Annotated in this window: 14 protein-coding genes; 5 read left to right on the forward strand and 9 right to left on the reverse strand. The window is 54.4% G+C overall.

Annotation, left to right across the window (positions count from 1 at the left end; translation table 11 throughout):
* The first annotated feature begins 37 nt into the window (after nucleotides 1–37).
* On the forward strand, nucleotides 38–1,195 hold the full coding sequence (locus tag ABD949_RS23250; protein WP_345247470.1) for an acyltransferase family protein: 1,158 nt from the start codon (nucleotides 38–40) through the stop codon (nucleotides 1,193–1,195).
* A gap of 31 nt (nucleotides 1,196–1,226) precedes the next feature.
* Here the strand turns inward: ABD949_RS23250 and ABD949_RS23255 are convergent, their stop codons facing one another.
* Nucleotides 1,227–1,994 carry an NUDIX hydrolase gene (locus ABD949_RS23255; protein ID WP_345247472.1) on the reverse strand — a complete coding sequence of 256 codons (768 nt, stop codon included), beginning with the start codon at nucleotides 1,992–1,994 and terminating at the stop codon, nucleotides 1,227–1,229.
* A 180-nt stretch (nucleotides 1,995–2,174) separates the two neighbouring features.
* Here ABD949_RS23255 and ABD949_RS23260 point away from each other — a divergent pair, with 180 nt between their 5' ends.
* The 3 genes from ABD949_RS23260 to ABD949_RS23270 are packed head-to-tail and all read left to right on the forward strand — an operon-like array spanning nucleotide 2,175 to nucleotide 6,332.
* On the forward strand, nucleotides 2,175–2,570 hold the full coding sequence (locus tag ABD949_RS23260) for a hypothetical protein (protein ID WP_345247475.1): 396 nt from the start codon (nucleotides 2,175–2,177) through the stop codon (nucleotides 2,568–2,570).
* 14 nt (nucleotides 2,571–2,584) lie between these two features.
* Complete coding sequence (locus ABD949_RS23265; RefSeq protein WP_345247477.1) at nucleotides 2,585–4,144, forward strand: FAD-dependent oxidoreductase; 1,560 nt, start codon at nucleotides 2,585–2,587, stop codon at nucleotides 4,142–4,144.
* Nucleotides 4,145–4,157: 13 nt separating this feature from the next.
* Nucleotides 4,158–6,332 (forward strand): carbohydrate binding family 9 domain-containing protein, encoded by a 2,175-nt coding sequence (locus ABD949_RS23270; protein ID WP_345247479.1) that lies wholly within the window; start codon nucleotides 4,158–4,160, stop codon nucleotides 6,330–6,332.
* Nucleotides 6,333–6,436: 104 nt separating this feature from the next.
* Here ABD949_RS23270 and ABD949_RS23275 read toward each other — a convergent pair whose 3' ends face one another.
* The 5 genes from ABD949_RS23275 to ABD949_RS23295 form a co-directional block, all read right to left on the reverse strand.
* A complete protein-coding gene (locus ABD949_RS23275; protein ID WP_345247481.1) occupies nucleotides 6,437–8,518 on the reverse strand; it encodes an acylase in 2,082 nt (693 codons plus the stop codon).
* 133 nt (nucleotides 8,519–8,651) lie between these two features.
* Nucleotides 8,652–11,219 carry a DEAD/DEAH box helicase family protein gene (locus ABD949_RS23280; RefSeq protein ID WP_345247483.1) on the reverse strand — a complete coding sequence of 856 codons (2,568 nt, stop codon included), beginning with the start codon at nucleotides 11,217–11,219 and terminating at the stop codon, nucleotides 8,652–8,654.
* A gap of 9 nt (nucleotides 11,220–11,228) precedes the next feature.
* On the reverse strand, nucleotides 11,229–11,678 hold the full coding sequence (locus tag ABD949_RS23285; protein ID WP_345247485.1) for a DUF6932 family protein: 450 nt from the start codon (nucleotides 11,676–11,678) through the stop codon (nucleotides 11,229–11,231).
* 3 nt (nucleotides 11,679–11,681) lie between these two features.
* Nucleotides 11,682–14,861, reverse strand: a complete 3,180-nt coding sequence (locus tag ABD949_RS23290) for an N-6 DNA methylase (protein WP_345247487.1) — start codon at nucleotides 14,859–14,861, stop codon at nucleotides 11,682–11,684.
* Nucleotides 14,862–14,962: 101 nt separating this feature from the next.
* A complete protein-coding gene (locus tag ABD949_RS23295) occupies nucleotides 14,963–15,544 on the reverse strand; it encodes a cupin domain-containing protein (protein ID WP_345247489.1) in 582 nt (193 codons plus the stop codon).
* 327 nt (nucleotides 15,545–15,871) lie between these two features.
* On the opposite strand from ABD949_RS23295, the gene ABD949_RS23300 reads away from it, so the two are divergent.
* Nucleotides 15,872–16,768: an alpha/beta fold hydrolase gene (locus ABD949_RS23300; RefSeq protein ID WP_345247491.1), complete on the forward strand. Its 897-nt coding sequence runs from the start codon at nucleotides 15,872–15,874 to the stop codon at nucleotides 16,766–16,768.
* A 123-nt stretch (nucleotides 16,769–16,891) separates the two neighbouring features.
* Here ABD949_RS23300 and ABD949_RS23305 read toward each other — a convergent pair whose 3' ends face one another.
* From ABD949_RS23305 to ABD949_RS23315, 3 genes are all read right to left on the reverse strand, one after another.
* On the reverse strand, nucleotides 16,892–19,063 hold the full coding sequence (locus ABD949_RS23305; RefSeq protein ID WP_345247493.1) for a transglycosylase domain-containing protein: 2,172 nt from the start codon (nucleotides 19,061–19,063) through the stop codon (nucleotides 16,892–16,894).
* A 67-nt stretch (nucleotides 19,064–19,130) separates the two neighbouring features.
* Nucleotides 19,131–19,583 (reverse strand): GNAT family N-acetyltransferase, encoded by a 453-nt coding sequence (locus ABD949_RS23310; protein WP_345247495.1) that lies wholly within the window; start codon nucleotides 19,581–19,583, stop codon nucleotides 19,131–19,133.
* Between the two features lie 67 nt (nucleotides 19,584–19,650).
* Nucleotides 19,651–20,673, reverse strand: a complete 1,023-nt coding sequence (locus ABD949_RS23315; RefSeq protein WP_345247497.1) for an RluA family pseudouridine synthase — start codon at nucleotides 20,671–20,673, stop codon at nucleotides 19,651–19,653.

Below are 20,673 nucleotides of genomic sequence, written 5' to 3' on the forward strand. Positions count from 1 at the left end.
AACTTCTTAAATTGCGGCTTCGAAACCTAAACCCGCTATGACAAGCGTAATTTCTAACCCACCAATACAGGCGCTTCAGACCACCCAGCGCTATCTTTCGCTGGACGTTCTCCGGGGTATGACCGTGGCTTTTATGATTGTGGTGAATACACCGGGCAGTTGGGAGACCATCTATGCCCCATTTCGTCACGCTGACTGGCACGGCTTCACGCCCACCGATCTGGTCTTCCCTACCTTTCTGTTTGTCGTCGGCAACGCCATGAGTTTCAGCCAGCGCAAGTTTGATCGGAAGCCGAACCCGGCGTTTTTCGGGGCGGTGGGTAAACGCACCCTCCTGATCTTCCTGATTGGCCTATTTTTGAATGCGTTTCCGTTTGTTACCCGCAGTAACGGCGAACTGACGCTGATTGACTTTTCCAGCCTGCGCATCATGGGTGTGTTGCAGCGGATTGCGCTCTGTTACCTGGTGGCTTCGCTGGTTATCCGGTTCGCCAGGGTCAGGGGGGCGCTCCTGTTCAGCGCGTTCGCACTGCTGGGGTACTGGGCGGCTGCGTTTGCCCTCGGCAGCGGCCCCGACCCCTACAGCCTGGAAACCAATGCCTCCCGCAAACTGGACCTGTTGCTGATACAGTCCGCCAATTTGTACCACGGCTTCGGCCTCCCCTTTGAACCGGAAGGGCTGCTCAGTACGCTGCCATCGGTCGTCAATGTGCTGGCCGGTTACCTGGCGGGCGTCTTTATTCAGAAAGGAGGTAATACCTTGCCCACCATCGGCCGACTGGCAATCGCCGGGCTGCTTACCATTGGTGTCGCCCTGCTCTGGCATCTAAGCTTTCCCATCAACAAACCCATCTGGACCAGTTCCTACGTGCTGCTTACGGTTGGTCTGGATCTGCTTCTGCTCGCAACGCTCATGCTGCTGATCGATGTGGTGGGAGCCCGGCGCTGGACGTATTTTTTTGAAGTATTCGGCAAAAACCCACTTTTCATTTATATGCTGTCCGGCATCATTATCGAACTGCTGATTCTGGTCCGGGTGGGTGGCACGAGCCTGAGCGGCTGGCTCTACCGGAACCTGTTTACCTCCTGGCTGGCGGATAAAAATGCCTCGCTGGCGTTTGCCGTGAGCTACATGCTGCTGTTGTGGCTGATTGGCTACTGGATGGATAAGCGGAAGCTTTACATCCGGGTCTGAATTGCTCCCGGCAGTCCGGCACCTGACCTGTTTACCAGGCTCCGTTCAGGCCCTGCCGCAGGGCCTGCTCATAGGCCGGCAAATCGAAACGATACAGATAGGGTGGTTTGTGAGCCACCCCGTCCCGGCGCTCGTCGAGCCGCCGGAGAATGCCGTACGACTGTATCCGGCGCAGAAAATTCCGGCGGTCGAGTTTCCGGCCCAGAATCGTCTCGTACAGGCATTGTAGTTCCGTCATGGTGAACTTTTCGGGCAGCAGGTTGTAGCCGATGGGCTGGTACGTCAACTGGAGCCGTAAGGTCTCCAGCGCTTTGTCCAGGATGCGGTTGTGGTCCAGCATCAGCGCCGGTACCTCGTGCAGGTCCCACCAGGCGCAGTCCTCCGAGATATAGTCCGGACGGGGAACGGCCTGCGCAAAATCAACCAGCGCATAATAGCCCAGCGTCAGGAACCGCTGCAGGAACCAGTGCTCCGCCGATGCCTGGATGTTTTCTTTACGCAGACGCTGCCGGTTAAAGGCTTCGTCATTGCGGGCCAGGTCACCAAACAGGTAAAACTGGCGCAGAAATACGTGCTCCAGCCCGGTACGGGCTTTCAGCAGCCGGGCCGCGGCCGTTTCTACATCTTCGTTTTTCAGCATGAACCCACCCGGCAGCGCCCACCGCCCGGTGTTCTTTACCTTCAGCAGCAGGACTTTGAGCTGGTTGGCGTGAAACCCGAATATCGCGCAGTCAATGGAAAAGCCGGGATGATATAACTCACCCCCGCGCTGTAGTATGTCTTCTAAATCCTGTTCCACCTCGTTGCTAGATCCGTTCTGGCTGACAAATACCAGCCTCAAATAAATAAAATCTCTCCGAATCTGAGTAGATACCCCGCTAATTTATACTTTGCGTCATAATAACGCATACCCGCCCGGCAACCAGCACGCCGGGTAAGTACACGCGTCTTGGCAATAATTCTTCGCTGATTCTGACGTATGGAACGAAGGCACTTTCTGCGGTATGCGCTGGTGGCGGCTCTGCCGGCTCCGCTGCTGGGTTGCGGCAACAGACACGCACGGGCCGACCGTACCCTGCAACTGCCCCAGGTGCTCTCGCAACTGACCGACGAAGCTACCGTACGCCGGATTGGCAAGGCTTACCGGGCTCAGGTCCCCACCGAGGCCAACCAGGAGACGCTTACGGACCGGCTGCTGGAGGGTAGCCCGGCTGCGCTGGTTATCCGGTCGTTTGGCAAGTCCATGTTGGGCCCCCTGCTGGACCATAAAATCCGGCGGGATTTTAAAGAAGGCCGGATCGTCGTCCTGGAAGGCTGGCTGCTGTCGCAGACCGAAGCCCGGCAATGCGCGCTTTACTCACTAGTTACTGTTTAACAGTCTTACCGATTATGCATATTGATGCCCGAACGCTGGAAACCCATTCGCTCATCGAAGGCGACCTGTGCATCATTGGTGCCGGAGCGGCCGGCATCAGCCTGGCGCTGGAGTGGCAGAACACACCCCACCGGGTCATTCTGCTGGAGGGCGGAGGTTTCGAGGTAGAAGCCGCCATGCAGGAGCTGTACCGGGGCAACACCACCGGTCAGCGCTATTATCCCCTGCAATCGTCGCGCCTTCATTATTTCGGCGGTACCACGGGCCACTGGGCCGGCTTTTGCTCCACGTTCGACCCCATCGATTTTCAACGGCGCGACTGGGTGCCCAACAGCGGCTGGCCCATCGGGCGGGAAGCGCTGGACCCCTACTACGCCAGGGCGCACCCCTTGCTCGACCTGGGGCCGTATGAATATGACCTCCGCTACTGGCTGGATAAAGACCCTTCGCTGACTCCGCTGCCGTTTGATGAGCAGATGGTGACGCATAAAATCTGGCAGTTCAGTCCACCCACCCGGTTCGGTACCAAATACCGGGATGCCATCGTAAACGCCAAAAATATCCAGTTGTATACCTACGCCAACGTTACCCGCCTGGATACCGACGAGCAGGGCCGGCACATCCGGCAGGTGACGGTCAAAAATCTGGCGGGGAAAGAGCATACCGTACGGGCCAGGTATTTTGTGCTGGCGGGCTGCGCCATTCAGAACGCCCGGCTGCTGCTGGCTTCCAACCACCAGGTACCAAATGGCCTGGGCAACGATTACGACAAGGTGGGGCGCTATTTCATGGAACACCTGGAAGTAACCTCCGCCGACCTGTTTCTGACTACGCCTGCGTCGAATCAGCTATACCTCTGGCAGTATTTTGTTACCAGGATGCGGGCCGAACTGGCTATTCCGGAACAAAAGCAGAAGGAACTGAAGATCCTTAACGGGACGGTATCCCTGTGGCCGAAAACGGAAGACAAGCAGCCACCCGCTATGATTGATACGTTTCCCGACTCCGGCGAAGCTACGGTCCGGAAATGGGAACTCCGGGAGCAGAATTACAAAAAGGGCGATCCCCCCAAAGCAGCGTTGCCCCGATACAACATGTTCTCGCTTTTCACCCGGATGGAACAGGCTCCCAACCCGGCCTCCCGCGTCACGCTGGATCGGGAACAGGACGCCCTGGGGATGCCGCGGGCGACGCTGCACTGGGAGTTGACTCCGCTGGAGAAACGGAGCATCCGTACTTTATATGATCTGATCGGGCAGCAGGCGGGCCTTGCCGGTCTCGGCCGCGTGCGGCTGGTCGACTGGCTGCGTGATAAGCAGGATACGAGCTGGCCCGAAACGCTCGGAGCCGGCTGGCACCATATGGGTACCACCCGGATGCACCAGAGCCCCAAAGAAGGCGTTGTGGATGCCAACTGCCGTGTACACGGCATCCCAAACCTGTTTGTGGCGGGGTCTTCCTGCTTCCCCACCGGCGGAGCGGCCAACCCGACCCTGACGCTGGTGGCCTTAACGCTGCGTCTTTCGGATCACCTGAAACAACTCCTCAACCCGCCAACCCGCACAACAGCCTAAGCTCAACCTGCCTGTGAAGAACCTTTTCCTGCTATTTGTTGCCTGGCTCATCAGCCTGCCGACGCTCGCTCAGAAAAAGAACGAGGCCGTTCAGTACGCGATCCGGAAAACGTCGCTGCCCGTTAGCGTGGACGGGGTGATGAACGAAGCCGCCTGGCAGACGACCGAGGTAGCCACCGACTTCTTCATGGTGCTTCCGATGGATACCAGCCGGGCCAGGGTACGCACCGAAGTCCGGATGACGTACGACGACGAAAATCTGTACCTGATTGCCCTTTGCTACCATGCCGTACCCGGTCCTTTTTATGTCGAATCGCTGCGACGGGATTTTGCGTTCGGCAAAAACGATAACTTTCTGCTGTTCATGGACCCGTTTGAAGACCAGACCAATGGCTTCTCGTTCGGGGCCAACGCAGCGGGTGCCCAGTGGGACGGCACCATGTACGGTGGTGGCGAGGTAGACCTGAACTGGGACAACAAATGGGTGTCGGTGGTCAAAAACGATCCGGATAAATGGGTGCTGGAGATGGCCATTCCGTTCAAGACCATCCGCTACAAAAAGAACATAAGCCGGTGGGGGATCAACTTCAGCCGGCTGGATCTGAAAACGACCGAAAAGGCGAGCTGGGCCCCCGTCCCCCGGCAATTCCCCACCGCTTCGCTGGCGTATGCCGGTGTACTGGTCTGGGATCAGCCTCCGCCGGCTACCGGGGCCAATATTTCGGTCATTCCGTATGTGCTGGGGGGCGTAGGCCGTAATTACCAGCGAGATCTGCCGTCGGCCTACCAGAAAAAAGCCGGGGTCGATGTGAAGGTCGGCATCACCTCGTCATTGAACCTGGACCTGACGATCAATCCGGATTTTTCGCAGGTAGAAGTAGACCGGCAGGTTACCAACCTCGACCGGTTCGAACTGTTTTTCCCGGAGCGCCGACAGTTCTTTCTGGAGAACGCCGATCTGTTCGCCAACTTCGGATATGCCACCATCCGGCCCTTCTTCTCCCGCCGTATAGGGCTGGGAGTGCCCATCCGGGCGGGCGCCCGACTGAGCGGCAAGCTAACCAAAGACTGGCGCATTGGGCTGATGAATATGCAGACGGGGCGGGTAGCCGAGCGCGGTCTGCCCGAGCAGAACTTTGCCATTATGTCGCTCCAGCGCCGGGTTTTTGCCCGGTCCAATATCGGTTTTCTGTTCGTCAATAAAGAATCCCTGAACTACGCACGAGGGGTGGATTCGCTCCCGCCCGGCCATTCCCGCTACAACCGGAACATCGGACTGGAATACAACCTGGCTTCCGCCAACAATCAGTGGACCGGCAAAGCCTTTGTGCTCAAAGCTTTCTCGCCGGACAAATCCGGTCAGGATGTGGTGCAGGCCGCTCACCTGGAGTACCGGAGCCGGCGCTGGAACGTGCTGGTGCAGGAAGAATACGTGGGCCGGAACTACACCGCCGAAGTGGGTTATGTGCCCCGGAACGGCTACGTACGCCTTACCTCCACAGCCGCCCGCTTATTTTTTCCGAAAGGAGGGATTATTCTGAGTCACGGTCCCAAAGTCAGCCTGTCGCATTACCACACAACGGCCATGCAAAAGACCGACTATCTGAATATGGCCTTTTACACGCTCACCTTCCGGACCCAGAGTACGTTTACCCTGGCGCTGGTGGATGAGTATGTGCGGTTGCTGCTGCCCTTCGATCCGACCAATTCCGGCAAAGATACCCTGGCCCGCGGCACGCAGCACCACTGGAAAGCCTGGCGCACCGATTTCGTCTCCAAGCCGCAAAGCGTATTCACGTATGCGTTCAACACCCGCTATGGTCGGTATTACGCCGATGGAACCCGCCTGAACCTGACGGGAGAAATCGGGTACCGCTTTCAGCCGTACGTGAGTCTGCTGGCTAATGCCAGCTATAACGACATCCGGCTGCCGGGCCCCTATGGACGAACGACCTTCTGGCTGGTTGGCTCGCAGGTCGACGTAACGCTGACCAACACCGTGTTTTTCTCCACGTTTGTGCAGTACAATCAGCAGACGCAGAATATTAATCTGAACTCCCGGTTTCAGTGGCGGTACAAGCCGGCCTCTGATCTGTACATCGTGTACACCGATAATTACCTGCCCTTCCCGTTCTCGGTGCGCAACCGGGCGCTGGTCCTGAAATTTACCTATTGGTGGAACGTATGAGCCCTGCCCTTTTTAATTAAATGGTTGGTTTAAGCAAGGTCATCCTGCATAGGGGTGACCTTCTTTGTTGCTGGCGGCAGGCAGCCGTAAGTCGGGCCGGTGGTCTAGTTGGAGGGCGATAGTGTTTCCCGCTTCTCCATGTTCTGCAAAATCTGATTCCTGTCCAGCAACGCAGGACGCAACTTTTTCTGCGACAGCAGAGGCAACTGATCCCCGATGTGTTTGCTGCCGGGCTGGGTTGCGTTGCCGTAACTGAGCAGGACCTGAGCGTGCACGGTATCGCCAAATTCGGTAACGGCTACGTAGGTATCACCGGCTACCGCATAATTTTTTTGGTCCTGCTTGTTCGGCGAGAAATACATCGTCCGGAAAATACCGTATCGTTCCGAACCGCCATTGGCGGGTACGTTATGGCTGCCTACCAGGAACCGGTTCACCTCACCCCAGGCCACATCCAGTGCACCGTACAGCTGCTGTACGTCGGCCGCAGCCTTGACCAGCAGGGCTACCGCTTGCTGCGGGTCCTTTAAACCATCGGGAGTGGTTACCGGCTGGGCGGGGTTCCAGGGAATGCGGAGCATACCTGGCTCCAGTTTGTCGAACCAGCTGGCAAACAGCACCGCTCCCCGGCTGTCGGTATTGGTGGCTTTGTCCCACTTCTGCAAAACGGCAGCGGCTCGCTGGGCCGCCGGATCGGGGTATTGGTTTACGGCCGCCAGCAGGTCGTCCAGAAAACGGTCGGCGGCTTCCATACCGGTATTCAGTTTATAGCCGATCAGCTCATCGAACGTGATGGAGGCATCGTCTTTGATTAAGTTAACGGCCCGCTGAGGCCGTAACGTCATGACCTGCGGGGCCATGTACGGCGGGTAATCCGAGGGTTTCAGCACCATAGGATACGTGCTGGTCCAGGGCGCATCGTTGGCATTCTGGACAAAGCCGGCCGGCGGATTCAATACCCTGGGTAGGTCCTCATACTGGTGGTACTGATTCCAGATGTATTTCGAGGACCGGCCGTCTACGGTATTATTCCAGAAGGCCCAGTTTCCTTCGCTTCGTACCGGTACATTGCCGTTGAACAGGTACAGGATGTTGCCCGCTTTGTCGGCATAAATGACGTTGAACATCGGATTCTGCATCATTTTCAGGGCATCTTCAAATGCCTTTAGATCCTTCGCCTGGGCCATTTTGTGGTATTGGCTAGCCATGGATGCATTCGCCAGGCCCGCCACCCGGATGGCGTAGGCTTTGCCGTTCTTTTCGCCGATTACCGGACCATGTTTCGAGTAAGCCAGTGCCAGATCCCGGGTTTTCATACTACCATCGGCCTGCCGGATTTTCAGCGACACCGTTTTCTTTTCCAACAGCTGCACCGCCCCGTCGAGCAGATAGCCGCCATCCTGCAGCGTCAGTTCGTACCGGTCGGAGGCATCAATGGTGTTGACGGTATGGGTCCAGCCCAGGTTATCGTTAAACGCAATGTTGAGTACGGGCTGTCCGACCAGCGAAACGCCGTAGGCATTGAAACCAGGAGCGGTTAAGTGTGCTTCGAAAAACAAAAAGAAATCACCCCACGGCAGGTGCGGATTAGTAACCAGCATGGCTTTTTTAGACGCCGATCTGGACGGGGCAATGGCGTAGGAATTGGAGCCCGGTGTGAGCAGATGGGTAGCGGTCGCTATATCCTGGCGGGCTAAAAACTCCAGACAGATAACGCGGGTACTATGCGCCAGCACATCGTAGGGGGTAACCGGCAAGACCTGCTTCATGGTAGCGTCAATGGCTTCCGGGTGCGCCTGGGCATAGGCGTTGATGCCTTTTACAAACGATTCAACAATGGTTTTGCTGTCGGCATCCTGTCGGGCATACTGCTGCCGGGCTACTTCGGGCAGGTTAAACAAGTGTATCTGCTGGTCGGAGGGCAGGTAGGTTTCGCCCCAGTACTCGGCGGCCCGGCCGCGGGCCTGTCCGTAGAGCTTCAGGATCAGGTTGGCGTGGTTGTGCATCTGCGACCAGCCGTACGCATAGTACATGTCATTGGTGGTGCGGCCGTAGATGTGGGGTACGCCATACTTATCCCATATGATTTCGGTTGGTTGCTGGGCCTGCGCCGTGCCAAAAGTCATGACCAGAAAAGCCGCCGGAAAGACCAGCTTCTTCCAGCATACAGGGAGTCGCGTTTTCATAGTCGACAGGGTTTATCGTTGATACAAGATAACGTATTGCCGACGGAAGAACATGTTTTTCGTAAAGATTTACTTATTGTGTTTCTACGGTGAACAGTTACTGCATTAGATGGTAAAAGGGAGAGTATTCTGGTTATGCGGCATCCGGCCGCTTTTGCCCAAGCGTATTTTTCAGGTCCACCAACACCTTGTTGAAATCACCATCAAACTTAGTATTCACCTTCTCGTACGAACCAATAAGACGCTCGTAAATTGGGTTACCGAAGATGTCTTTTACCTCAATGTCCCGTTTCAAGGTGATATTCGAAGCAAACAGGTCTTTTATTTTCCGAAGAACTACAATTTGCTCGTCAGAAAAGTCGTACGTGTGCAAATACGCCAGATAGTTCTTCTCGATACGTTCTTTGGGGGTGGGTATACTCTTTTTACCTAAGGCATGGAGCAGGAAATCCCAGGCCGAGCCTTCTGGATAATCGTACATTTTTTGAAGGTGCCCTTCGTCCAGAAAGACATTGGGCTTGCTTAGCCAGTCCAAAAATCTGTCTATCTCTTCTTCTGTGGGCTGATACTCCTCAATCTGGGCTTTTTGCCGCAGTTCGGCTACCACGGGGTTGTCGGTTTTCTGAATCTCTTCTTCAAACAGCCTCCGGGCTTGTTCAATCGGGATGTTATCGATGATGTGAATGGCGTCGCCGTGAATCTCTACCCGCTGAATCAGGTGCGCCGGGTCGGGGTTGTCAATCAGGTAATAATCACCTTCCAGCGGGGTGGTTCTGCCCGATGCCTTCCGGCCACTCTCGCCCTGGGGTTTTACAATCTTTGTGTTTTCTTTCAGCGTACCGAAGCCGTTATCGTCCATGCGACGGCACAGCCCGACAAAATCCAGTACGGTGAAGCTGAACTTACCCGATTTGGGGTCGATGCGGGTGCCCCGGCCCAGCATCTGTATGTAGCGGCCGACGGATTTGGTCAGCGCAGCAAACGATACATAACGGATACAGGGTATATCGACACCCGTACTCATAATATCGACCGAGACGGCGATGTAAGGCTTCTGGTAGGGCTTCTCAAACCACGCTTTCAGCGTTTCGTTCAGTTCGTTGTTCTCCGAAATAATGGTTTCGGCGTAGTAGGGTTTTTCGGAGTAGTCGTTTTCAAAGACTTTGTTGATAGCTTTGGCCAGTTCGATGCAGTGGGCCTGACTGACGCCGAACAGGATGACTTTTTCGCCCCACTGGGTATTCTTCTTCAGTTCTTCGGCAATTCGCAGACAGTTTTCTTCGGAGATAAACTTGCGGTTGAGTTGTTCCAGCTTCAGCTTTTTTTCGGCACCCAGGTCAATCCGGTATTTGTCTGCCGGGTCGAGTACGTGGTCGAATTCAATGCCGCTTTCTTCGGCTTCCTGGATAAGCGATGACAACAGTTCAACTGGTTTGTAAGGAGCAAGAAACCCTTCCCGGATGCCCCGCTCCATATCGAAGCGGAAGTCGGGCTCGCCGGTTTCGCAGCCGAACAGCCGATAAGTGTCCAGAATTGCGAGGTCTTCTTCCGGTACCTCGCTGCCTTCTTTGGCCACGGCTAAACGGGGGGTAGCGGTGAGGCCGATGCGGGGGCACAGAAAATGATCGAAAATCAGCTTGCGGCTGACGTTGATGCTGCGGTGGCATTCGTCCACCATAATCAGGTCGTAAAACGTAGACGGAATGTCGCTGTAAATCATCTCCAGCGTGTCAATGACCACTACATGGATGTTGGCGTGTTTCCGGGTTTTAAAATTGGACGTGGTAATCCAACTCGATGGGTATTCTTTGCTGATGAGGGCGAAGCCTTTGTCGACGGCCTGCTTGGCCAGCATCCGGCGGTCGACCACAAACAGTATGCGCTTGGCCAGGCCGTGACTCAACAGGGTTTTGACCAGGGCTACGGCGGTACGGGTTTTGCCGAGACCGGTAGCCATGTGGACCAGCATCTTTTGCTTGCCAGCTTTGTATTGTTCGACCAGCGTATAAATACATTGCAGTTGATAATATCGGTCCTTACCAACGGACGGGTCGTAGCCGCCGGCGATGGTAGTATCCACTACAATCTCGCGGTTGGAAGCGATTTTGCGCTGCTGCTCAATTTTGAGCTTCATCTCTTCCAGTCGCATAAATGACGTTACCTGCCGGAATTCCCCGGCCTCCAGCCCGCGCCAGGCGTTGTCGTAAAACAGGATGCGTTCGGCGCTGCACGCGTACAGGAAGCGGGGCTTTAGAATGGCCGAATAAACCATCCGGAGCTTTTGCAGGGCCTTCCGTTCGTCGGTGAGTTTGTTTTCGATAACGGCAACGATGTCGCCGTTCAGGTCCTGTAAGACAATGTCGGGTTTGATGGACTTATAGCCCGGATACTGCGCCTGCTGCTCCGGCGTAAGTTTGTACTCCTGCTGATACAACAGCGTATCACCCGCTTTCCAGCCTAAGGCCTGCAACTGGTTAATGACCGTTATGTCAGTAGACGTGGCTTCGTTAACAAGGGGTTTCTTCGGCTTTTTTTTTTCGCGGGCGAGGTCATTTTGCAATTGTTCGATCCACTCTTGCGTGTTCTTGACCATGCCTTCCAAAAACAGGCTGTTAGGCTTTCCGTCGAGTTCAGCACGGTAGCGGTTCAGCATGGCTTCTGCATCTTGTAACAACTCCTGTGTTTTCTCAATGGCCGACATAGAGTAACGTTAGAATTGGATAACGAATATCCCTTTGGTTTCTGTTTTAGTGCGATTCATTCCAAACACGCGTTGCCACTTTGCTCTGTCCAACTGATTGTTCTTGTCAATAAAATAAACATCAACGTGATAATGTAATAATGTAACCTGACGATTTAACAAGAGTTTTCTGAACCTTAACGCGTTGGAACCCTCGAGGGATTCAACCGCATCTCTGTCGAATAAAAAGACGACATCCACATCATTGGGGATCGGCTTGCGGGTGGCAAAGCTCCCGTCAACCCAGACTTCGCCTGACAAGCCCAACTGGCTTATTTCTTCTATAAGAAGTTTTAACCCTTCGGCAATTTCGTACCGACGGGCTTGTCTGAACGGTTTTACCATAAGTCGGTCTATATCCGTTACAGTGATGTACTGAAAGCCGTCCGTGAGCAACGGTGGGTACTCAGGTTCGTTCATGCGTCAAGTAGGGCAGGGGCTGGTGCGGGGGCAACGCCCCAGACCGTGGACAACGCCCCAGACCGTGGACAACAGGCTTTCTATTTTTGTTTCGGCGGCTGCCTTCATCTTTCGTAACCCATCCAGTACCTGTATTTGTGCGTCTAATTCAGCTACGATTTGATGTTGGGTTTCGAGGTCTGGCAGCGGGACTCTTATTGATTTAACTATTTTTAAATTCAGATGAGGTACACCGCCACCTGAGTAATCCTGCCCTCTAATTTTCTCGTAAATTGACATTAGGTAATACCAAACATACTTTGGTAGGGCTATTTCTTCATTAACGATTATACCAGCGCAATTCTGAGTGATGGCAGCAGGCACTTTTAACAGCGAGCTTTGTCCTCTCGTTTTACCTTGGCCGTACATAGCAACCAAAATGGTGTTCTCTGGATATATCTTTAGCGCATAGTCAGTAATTGCCTTTTCAGATAGCTTCTCCGAAGTTTCAACAATTTCATTCATTGCTACCTCTGATGTAAGTACCCAATTTATGTCACCTGAAAAGTAGGCATTATCCTCTCTTGATGGTGTTGAGCCAGTACCAACGATTGCGAAATTATCTATTTGTAAATTCCGAAACTGGGTATCATCACGGGTAAAAGAAACTTCCGTAATCTCCCAATTATCCAACACCTTCTCTGCTCCCTCAATCAGTGCTTTTTGTTTGTCAATCTGAGCAACAATTTCTGCTTGCTCATCCAGATTAGGTAGCGGAATGTCAATTTCAAGGAAATCGCCTGACCGAATGGCGGCATAGCTGGTCGTTCCTTTTACAAATGTTTTTACCTGCTCAAGAACCTGAGGGCTTTGCAATAGTGCGCCTAAAAACTCAGGCAATAACTCTGCCTGGTTAATATTGTAGATGTAGTAATGGGAACTGACAATAGCTCCCTCACAAGCCTCAGGAACAATGCCATAACCGCCAAATTTGGCGTCTATTTCGGCCACTAAAAGCTGATTTTTCTTTAAAACCTGTTGTTGTTTGGTTTTAACATCTTGTCCTAAAACCTTATCTCTTAGAAAAACGCCCTGCCCATTGAGCTTGCACGTAACTCGTTTATACAGGCTTTCCTCCTCAACGGTTATGGAACCTCTCTGGAGCGTAATCAGGGCTCCTAATTTTACCTTGGGGTAACTGGCTCCGCTTTTCAGCAATTCCCTCAGCGTGTAAAGCTCCTGGTGTTCGGCTACCACGTTTGCATCCAGATTACTGACGTACTCGCGGACAATATCGGATTCGAGCGCGTTTGTCGGGTTCAGCCGGGCAATGTACGTCGCGGCTTTGTCGGGCGTGGCGCTTTTCAGCTTTTTGTAGGCTTCTTCTACCGTGGCTACGCCGTTGGGCTGTATAGCTTCCAGCGCTGTTCGCCAATCCTGCACCTGATTTTCGCTGAGGTTGCTTTTGTAGTTGCTCAGGTTAAAGGAATACAGATGCGCCTTATCAATCCGTTTGGCAATTTCGTTCTGAATTTTGTTTTCCAGTATCTGGTCAAACTGCTTCAACTGAATCGACTTCTCCAGTTCGGATAACTTGCAAGCTTTTATTTTCCGGTCGTATTCGGCTTCTTTTTTAGCGCGTTCGATGGTACCTTTTGCGGCCAGTTCGGTGCGGGTTTCCTGCCGGATTTTGTCTTTAATGCGCGGGTCCAGCGTTTTTATCCACTCGGCTGGTATGCAGAACTGGTGTTTGGTTTCGGGCGGCTGCTTGCCATGCTTCACATACTCGTGGTAGAGGGTCAGGCACTCCACCAACTGGCAGCCGGGCTGCTCTTTGCGGTTGGTACCCATGGTGTAGCCGTCGTTGGTTACCTTGTAAAACCAGACCCAATCGGTAGCGCCACCTTTCTCAAATAGCAGGATAGAGGTTTTGGGGCCTTGCCCGCTTTTGCTCACAAACAAGCCCTGCGGCAGCGAGATAACCGCTTTGAGCTGGTTTTCGTCCAGCAGCAGTTTGCGCAGGGCTTTGGCGCTGAACTGATCCCAGGTATGGAAACCTTCGGATACCACCACGGCGGCTCGCCCGCCTTTTTTGAGTAGTTCCACCATCAGTTTCACAAACAGAATGGTAGTTTCTGATTCTTTGGCGTACTCGGGCCACACGTCCGGGTAGGCTTCCTGGTCGCGTTCGGCCCCGAAGGGCGGATTGGCCAGTATCACCGTTTTGCTTTCGGCATCGGTTACCGGGCTGTATTTGGCCAGGCTGTCGCCCTGCTCGATGTTGGCCGGGTTCAGACCCCGGATGTAGAAGTTGATGGCGGCCATCTTCCGAATCATGCCCAGGTACTCGATACCCGCCACCCCGGAGCGGTAAAATTGTGTACTCTGCTCAATGCTAGGAAAATCGAGCTGATTGTAGGTGAAGTACTGGTCGAACCACTGCTGCAACTCCTTATGCGTTTTTTCGCCCGGCCAGGTTTGGTCGGGGTCAATCCGGCGCATTACAAACTCAAAGGCATCGAACAGAAAACCACCCGTACCGCAGGCCGGGTCAAACACAAAGTCATCGATACCTGGCTCGACCAGTGCCGTCATAAACTGTCGGATGTGGTCGGGCGTCCGGAACAGACCAATATCTTTGGTTCCGCCCGTTTCGCTTAAGGACGATTCGATAGCATCGCCGAGCAAATCGGTTTTCAGCAGCCGTTCGTCTTCGATATCGTTGGTAACGATGCTGATGACCTCGCCAAGGTTGCCGCTATTGACGTTGTTAGTGAAGTTGGAGTTACCAAATACCTCTTCAATCAATACCAATTGGTCCTGCACTTTCTGGGGCAGGTTGCCTTCGTAAACCTGACGGGCGCTTTGCAGCAGGTTCTCGTAGAAGGGGAAGAAATTGTTGTTCAGTTCGGCCAGAATCTGGTCGTTGGATACCGTAGCCAGGTACGAAAACAGGCGGTTTTCGTTAGTTTCTTCTTTTCCGGTCTTTGGGTTGCGCCACTTATACTCCGGCGAAAACAGCTTACGCAGCGGCTTAAACTCCTCATCCTGTTTGATTTTGGTTTCAAAAATCCGGAGCAGCAGCAATTCAATAATGTACTCGACCCGTTGCACGGGGGTTCCGGCCGGGCGTAATTTATTATGAAGTCGTTTTAAGGCGTTATTAGTTTTGTTGTCGGCGTAGTGTACGGTTGAGCGTCCCATGGGGTAATGCTATCAATGTTCAGGCAACTGGCTCAGTGCCAGCCGGTGGTGATTTAGACCAGTAATGAAGGCCAAAAAATGGATAGCAAGATAGTATAAAGTCACTCAAGTACCTTCATTACCCCAGGCTGTTCCTGGTTGTATTTTTCGTACGTTGCCCGATATCCCAACAGCCGGCCGATAGCCGCCAGGATGGGAAACAGCAGCCGCTGAACCGCGTACGGTGGTTTGGCCAGCCGGTACTCGTTCCGGAACTGATGGACCAGCACAACCGCCTGGAGCAGGGGAGGAGTGCCGTCGGCTTTGGTTTTACCGTCACTGGCGAGCCGCATGCCGCTTTCGAGCAGAAACTCGGTGTTCAGCGCCGGCCGCACCTGCCAGTTGACCACTGCCGGCTGGTCGCCATTGTTCCACATCGAATGGATGGTATTTTTAGGAATGTGCAGCGTATCACCGGCCTTCAGCGCCGTTAGTGTGCCGTTGATGCGGACCGTTAGTGCCCCGGCGAGCACGGTAAACGCTTCATCCTGCTGAGGATGGTAGTGCGCGACCGGCTCGGTGGAGTGCGGATTGTAAGTCGATTCCATTTCCAGCAACCGGCCGCGGGTGTCGCGGCTGGTCTGGATGAACCGGATGGACTGTCCGGTTTTGGGGTTAGCGATTACCTGATCGATGTAAGCCATGGTGTGCTTCTTTTGTTGTTACTGCCGCCAGTACCTGAAAATTAATCAGCTTTCGCTCCGTTGACCGGAGCGAGTTCGTAAAAGGCAGAAAAGGTTTACCTGCGGCAGTGTATTACCCTTACTGGCGCTGACAATCGCCGGTCCCTGCTTCGGCCAGCAGAATGGCGGGTGGGCAGTGCCGTGGCCAAACGCCTTAAGAACAGTAAACCATGAGTAAGGCAATGGGCGGATAGCCTGCTGGAGAAGCCGTTGCTGGTGGAGCAACCATTCGGGGTAAATCTGGTTATCCTTAGGCGTATTGTTGCTTCACTTAACTCCTCATCCTCTATGAGCTACATTCATGCCGGCCAGAGCGCCAATGGACAACCCGTTAATTTGTACTACCAGGACTGGGGCCCCGGGAACGCCCATTCAACCGTCGTTCTGATCCACGGCTGGCCGCTGAGTCACGAAATGTTTGAATACCAGATGACCGAGCTGCCAAAACACGACATCCGCTGCGTTGCTTATGACCGCCGGGGCTTTGGCAAGTCGAGCAAACCCTGGGAAGGCTACGATTATGACACGCTGGCCGATGACCTAAAGGCGCTACTTGACGGGCTTGACCTGCAGGATGTAACCCTGGTCGGCTTTTCGATGGGTGGGGGCGAGATAGCGCGGTACATGAGCCGCCACCGGGGTGCCCGTGTCAGGAGTGTGGTGTTTATCGGTGCCGTGACGCCGGTGATGCTGAAGTCTGACTCCCATGCCGACGGTATTGAGCGGGGGGTGTTCGATGAAATGATCGAAGGCATCAAAAAAGACCGGGCCGATTTCCTGCACGGCTTCGGCCGGAATTTTTTTGGGGTAAACTTTATCAGTCACCCCGTCAGCGACTCAGCGCTGCAGTATTACCAGATGCTGGCGATGCTGGCTTCGCCCAAAGCAACGATTGAATGCGTCCGGTCCTTTTCGGAAACCGACTTCCGGCAGGATCTGACGACCATCAGTGTACCGGCCCTGGTGATCCACGGCGATGCCGACCAGATCGTTCCGTTTGAGATTTCCGGGCAGCGGACCCACCAGGCTATTCCCAACGCGCAAATCGTCGTGTATGAGGGGGCGCCCCACGGCTTGTTCTTCACCCACAAAGAAAAGCTGACCAATGACCTGGCTGCCTTTATCCAGGCAAACGCTACCGCTTCGGGCCAATCGTACGGAATCGTCGGGAGGAGTTCTCAGTAGGTAGTTCTCAGTTGGCAGTAGGCAGACTGGAAACGGTTTGCAAACAAACGAGCGAGGCCGCACCCATCCGTGCGGCCTCGCTCATTAACTGCTATTTGTCTACTGCCAACTGCGAACTGCCCACTAAAACAATCCGCCGTCGCCCTGACGCTTGCGTTCTTCCCGTTCCCGGCGTCGTTGCTCCCGGCGTTCCTGGCGTAGCTGCTTCCGGGTTTTAACAGTATCGGTTGCCGCCGGCTGATTGGTCGTTTCTGATTCTACCTGAAGGGTCTCTTCCCGCTCGGTTTTTTTGTCGCCCCGGAACAGGTTCCGGAAGGCATCGAGCAAACCACCGCCATCCGTCGGTTCGTCGTTATTCATCATGTCTTCGATCTGAAGCGAATCCGATGGTTCGACTTGCTGGCGCAGCCCCTCGCGGAGCTGGACGGTGTAAAATCCGTAGGCATTGGTATCCGGCTGGGCCATACCCCGCCGGGCCATAATCTTGCCGATGAGCCGGTGGTAGCCGCGCACATAAGAGCGTAGGGTACCATCCGGGTTGAAATGGTTGAGCGCGGCTTTGGGCCGGGGCACCACAAACGCCAGGAAGATGCTCTCGCCGAGGGTGAGCTCGGACGGATGCTTGGCGAAATAGAACCGGGCCGCTTCGCCGATGCCGTAGATATTGCGGCCCCACTCGATGATGTTCAGGTAAACCTCATACATCCGCTCTTTCGAAACCAGCCGCTCGTTTTCGATCAGCCAGACAATCAGAATCTCCTCTACTTTGCGCGCCATCGTTTTCTGTCGGCTCAGGAAGACGTTCTTGACCAATTGCATAGAAACGGTACTGGCACCCCGCTTGAACGACTTCGCTTTGTAGTTTGTCGCGATTGATACCCGGAATGCTTTTTCATTGAAGCCCTTGTGGGTGAAGAACGTATAATCTTCCGACGTAAGCAGGGCGTTGCGCATATTGGGCGAAATATCCTGTAACGGCGTAAAATCCGGGTTTTCGGGGCCTACCCGGAAGGTGCGCACGGGTTGTCCGTTTTCATACGGGGTATGGTCAAACGGCCGGTTGATCATCGTAAAATCCGTTTTACCCATTTGCAGGATCCGAAAGTTATCCTGCTGGAGTCCGGAGTCGAACTTCACCGAATCAGGCTGCGACGTGTCCAGGTGCAGCGCCAGGTCATACTTTAGTTTGCCGGCTACTTTCATGCCCTCCAGCGATTCGAATAACCCCTGCGGAAAGGCGTTGAAAAGCGCCTGGGCGTCGACCATGTCGGTATGGAGCTGTAGGTCATAAATCTTATCCGGCGACAGAGTGTACTTGACAAACGGCCGGGCGCTCACCTCACCCAGATACACCGTAGAGGAGCTATCGACGCCCACGTAGTTTTCGCCCACGAACAGATTGGCATCCATGGCTGCCCGCTCAACCAGCACATCATGGCGGGCAATGGCCGGGTGATTGACCCGCATGTTCCGGACCGAACCCGACCCCTTCATCCGGAAGACGCCACCCGAACGGCCCGACTCGTTGAGTTCGGCGCGAACGGTGTCGGCCTGGAGCTTAATGTTGAATTTATTTTGCAGATAACTTAATTCCAGCGGCTGACCGTCGGCATAAAGAGCCAGGTTATACTGCCGTTCGTCAGGGTTCGCCCGGCCGGTTACGTGCCAGGTGGCTTCGCTGCCGTTCAGCTTCAGCATCGAGTTGACAATTTCATCGTCAATGGTGGCGGCAATGGTGAGCAGGCTCACGCGGTGTTCATCATCGATAAACCGCAGGTCCAGGTTCCGCACATCGAAATCGTCGGGAATTTTGGACAGGACATTATCGACCAGATTTTCCGCTACTTTGCTCAGATCGGCCCGTTTTTTATCGGCATTGGTCGTATCCCGGCTGCGCTTCAGCAGGAAATCGATATTGGTCAGCGAATCGCGTTTAACGACCTGCACCATCCCATTTTCCAGCTTCAGATCAGCCAGCCGGATGTTGCCGATCAGCAGCGGCCAGAACCTGACGCTGATTTCGGCCCGGTCGATACGCAGCAGGCTGTCCCGACCGGCGGGTACCACCGAAATATCATTGAATGCAACCGTGGTCGGATTGGAAAAATGAGCCAGCCCAATCCGGACATCCAGGTTATAATCCCGTTTGGCTTTCCGGATACCGCGTTCCAGGCCGGCCTGGAGCAGTCTTTCCCGTTTTGAATAGGCGACGCCTGCACCGACGCTTCCCAGTACAAATAAAGCAATCAGCGTCCAGATGGTAATTTTGAGCGCCTTCCGTCTTTTTTCAAGCATTCTGTTTACTATTCACTTACACTAAAGATACGGCTTTTGGGGCCGGAATGTTTTTACCGGTTATAACCTAAAAATCGAGGTGACAGTTGGTCCACTCGCTATCAAAGCGGGTACCAAACTGCCGGTAGAAGCCGATAGCGGGCTCGTTCCAGTCGAGCACCTGCCACATCATACCCGTACAACCGGTCTGTTTGGCTGCTTCAATAGTGGCGTCAAAGAGCTGACGGCCAATGTTCCGGCCCCGGTAGCGCTCCGTCACAATGATGTCTTCCAGGTACAGCCGTTTACCCTTCCAGGTAGAATAACGAAAATAATACAGGGATATTCCTATCAAACGGTCCGTATCGGTATCTTCCGCAACCAGCAAACCAAACAGCGGATTGGGACCAAAGCCGTCTTCGGCCATCTGTTCGGGGGTATTCGTTACTTCGTGGGGAGCCTTTTCGTAGATAGCCAGTTCCATGACCAGCTCAAAAACCTGCGGAACATCGGCACGCGTGCCGGGACGAATCGTAATCATGCGGTGGAAAATTAGAGCGCGAAATTACAAAATAGTGCCTGATTGATAACCTGGACATCGGAAATGATTAGCCGTTGTGCAACTTCTGCCATTTGGTCAGCGCAGCGTTAAAGTCGTCGGGCAGGTCAGAATCAAACTGCATCCATTCTTTGGTTCGGGGGTGCTCAAACCCCAGCGATTTGGCGTGCAGCGCCTGCCGGGGCAGCAGGGCGAAGGCATTATCGACGAACGCCCTGAAGCTGCCGTTGGGGTTGCCGCGCAGGATACGGTCGCCCCCATACGTGGCGTCGTTGAACAGCGGGTGGCCGATGTGCTTCAGGTGCGCCCGGATCTGGTGGGTGCGTCCCGTTTCGAGATTGCACTGGACCAGCGATACATACTGAAGCGTCTCCAGGGTTTTAAAGTGCGTAACGGCGTGTTTACCCTGGCTTCCATCGGGGTAGACCGCCATCACGCGCCGGTCTTTGATGCTGCGGCCAACGTGGCCCGTAATGGTGCCGGCCGCCGGGTTGGGGATACCCCATACCAGCGCGTTATACGTGCGTTCGATGGTGTGCTCGAAAAACTGCCGGGCCAGGTGTGTCATGGCGTATTCTGTTTTGGCGATCACCATCAGTCCGGAGGTATCTTTGTCGATGCGGTGGACCAGCCCCGGCCGGGCTACTCCGTTTTGGGAGGTGGGCAGGTGCTGAAAATGGTACACCAGCGCATTCACCACCGTACCGCTCCAGTTGCCGTGGGCCGGATGCACCACCATACCCGGCGGCTTGTTCAGCACCAGCAGGTCGGCGTCTTCAAAGACGATATTGAGCGGGATATTTTCGGGGGTAATATCGGTTTCGCGCGGTGGATGCGGCAGGGAGACCGTGATCACATCCAGCGGCTTCACTTTGTAACTGGCCTTGGTGGGACGGTCGTTTACCTTCACCGATTCGGTATCGATGGCCGCCTGGATTTTAGTGCGCGTGGCGTTCTGGATACGGTCCATCAGGTAGCGGTCGACGCGGAGCAGGCCCTGCCCTTTATCGACCACAATCCGGTGGTGTTCGTATAATTCTTCTTCGTCTGGTAGTTCTAAGATATCTTGCAT

The organism is Nibrella saemangeumensis, assembly GCF_039541915.1.
Taxonomy (GTDB): domain Bacteria; phylum Bacteroidota; class Bacteroidia; order Cytophagales; family Spirosomataceae; genus Nibrella; species Nibrella saemangeumensis.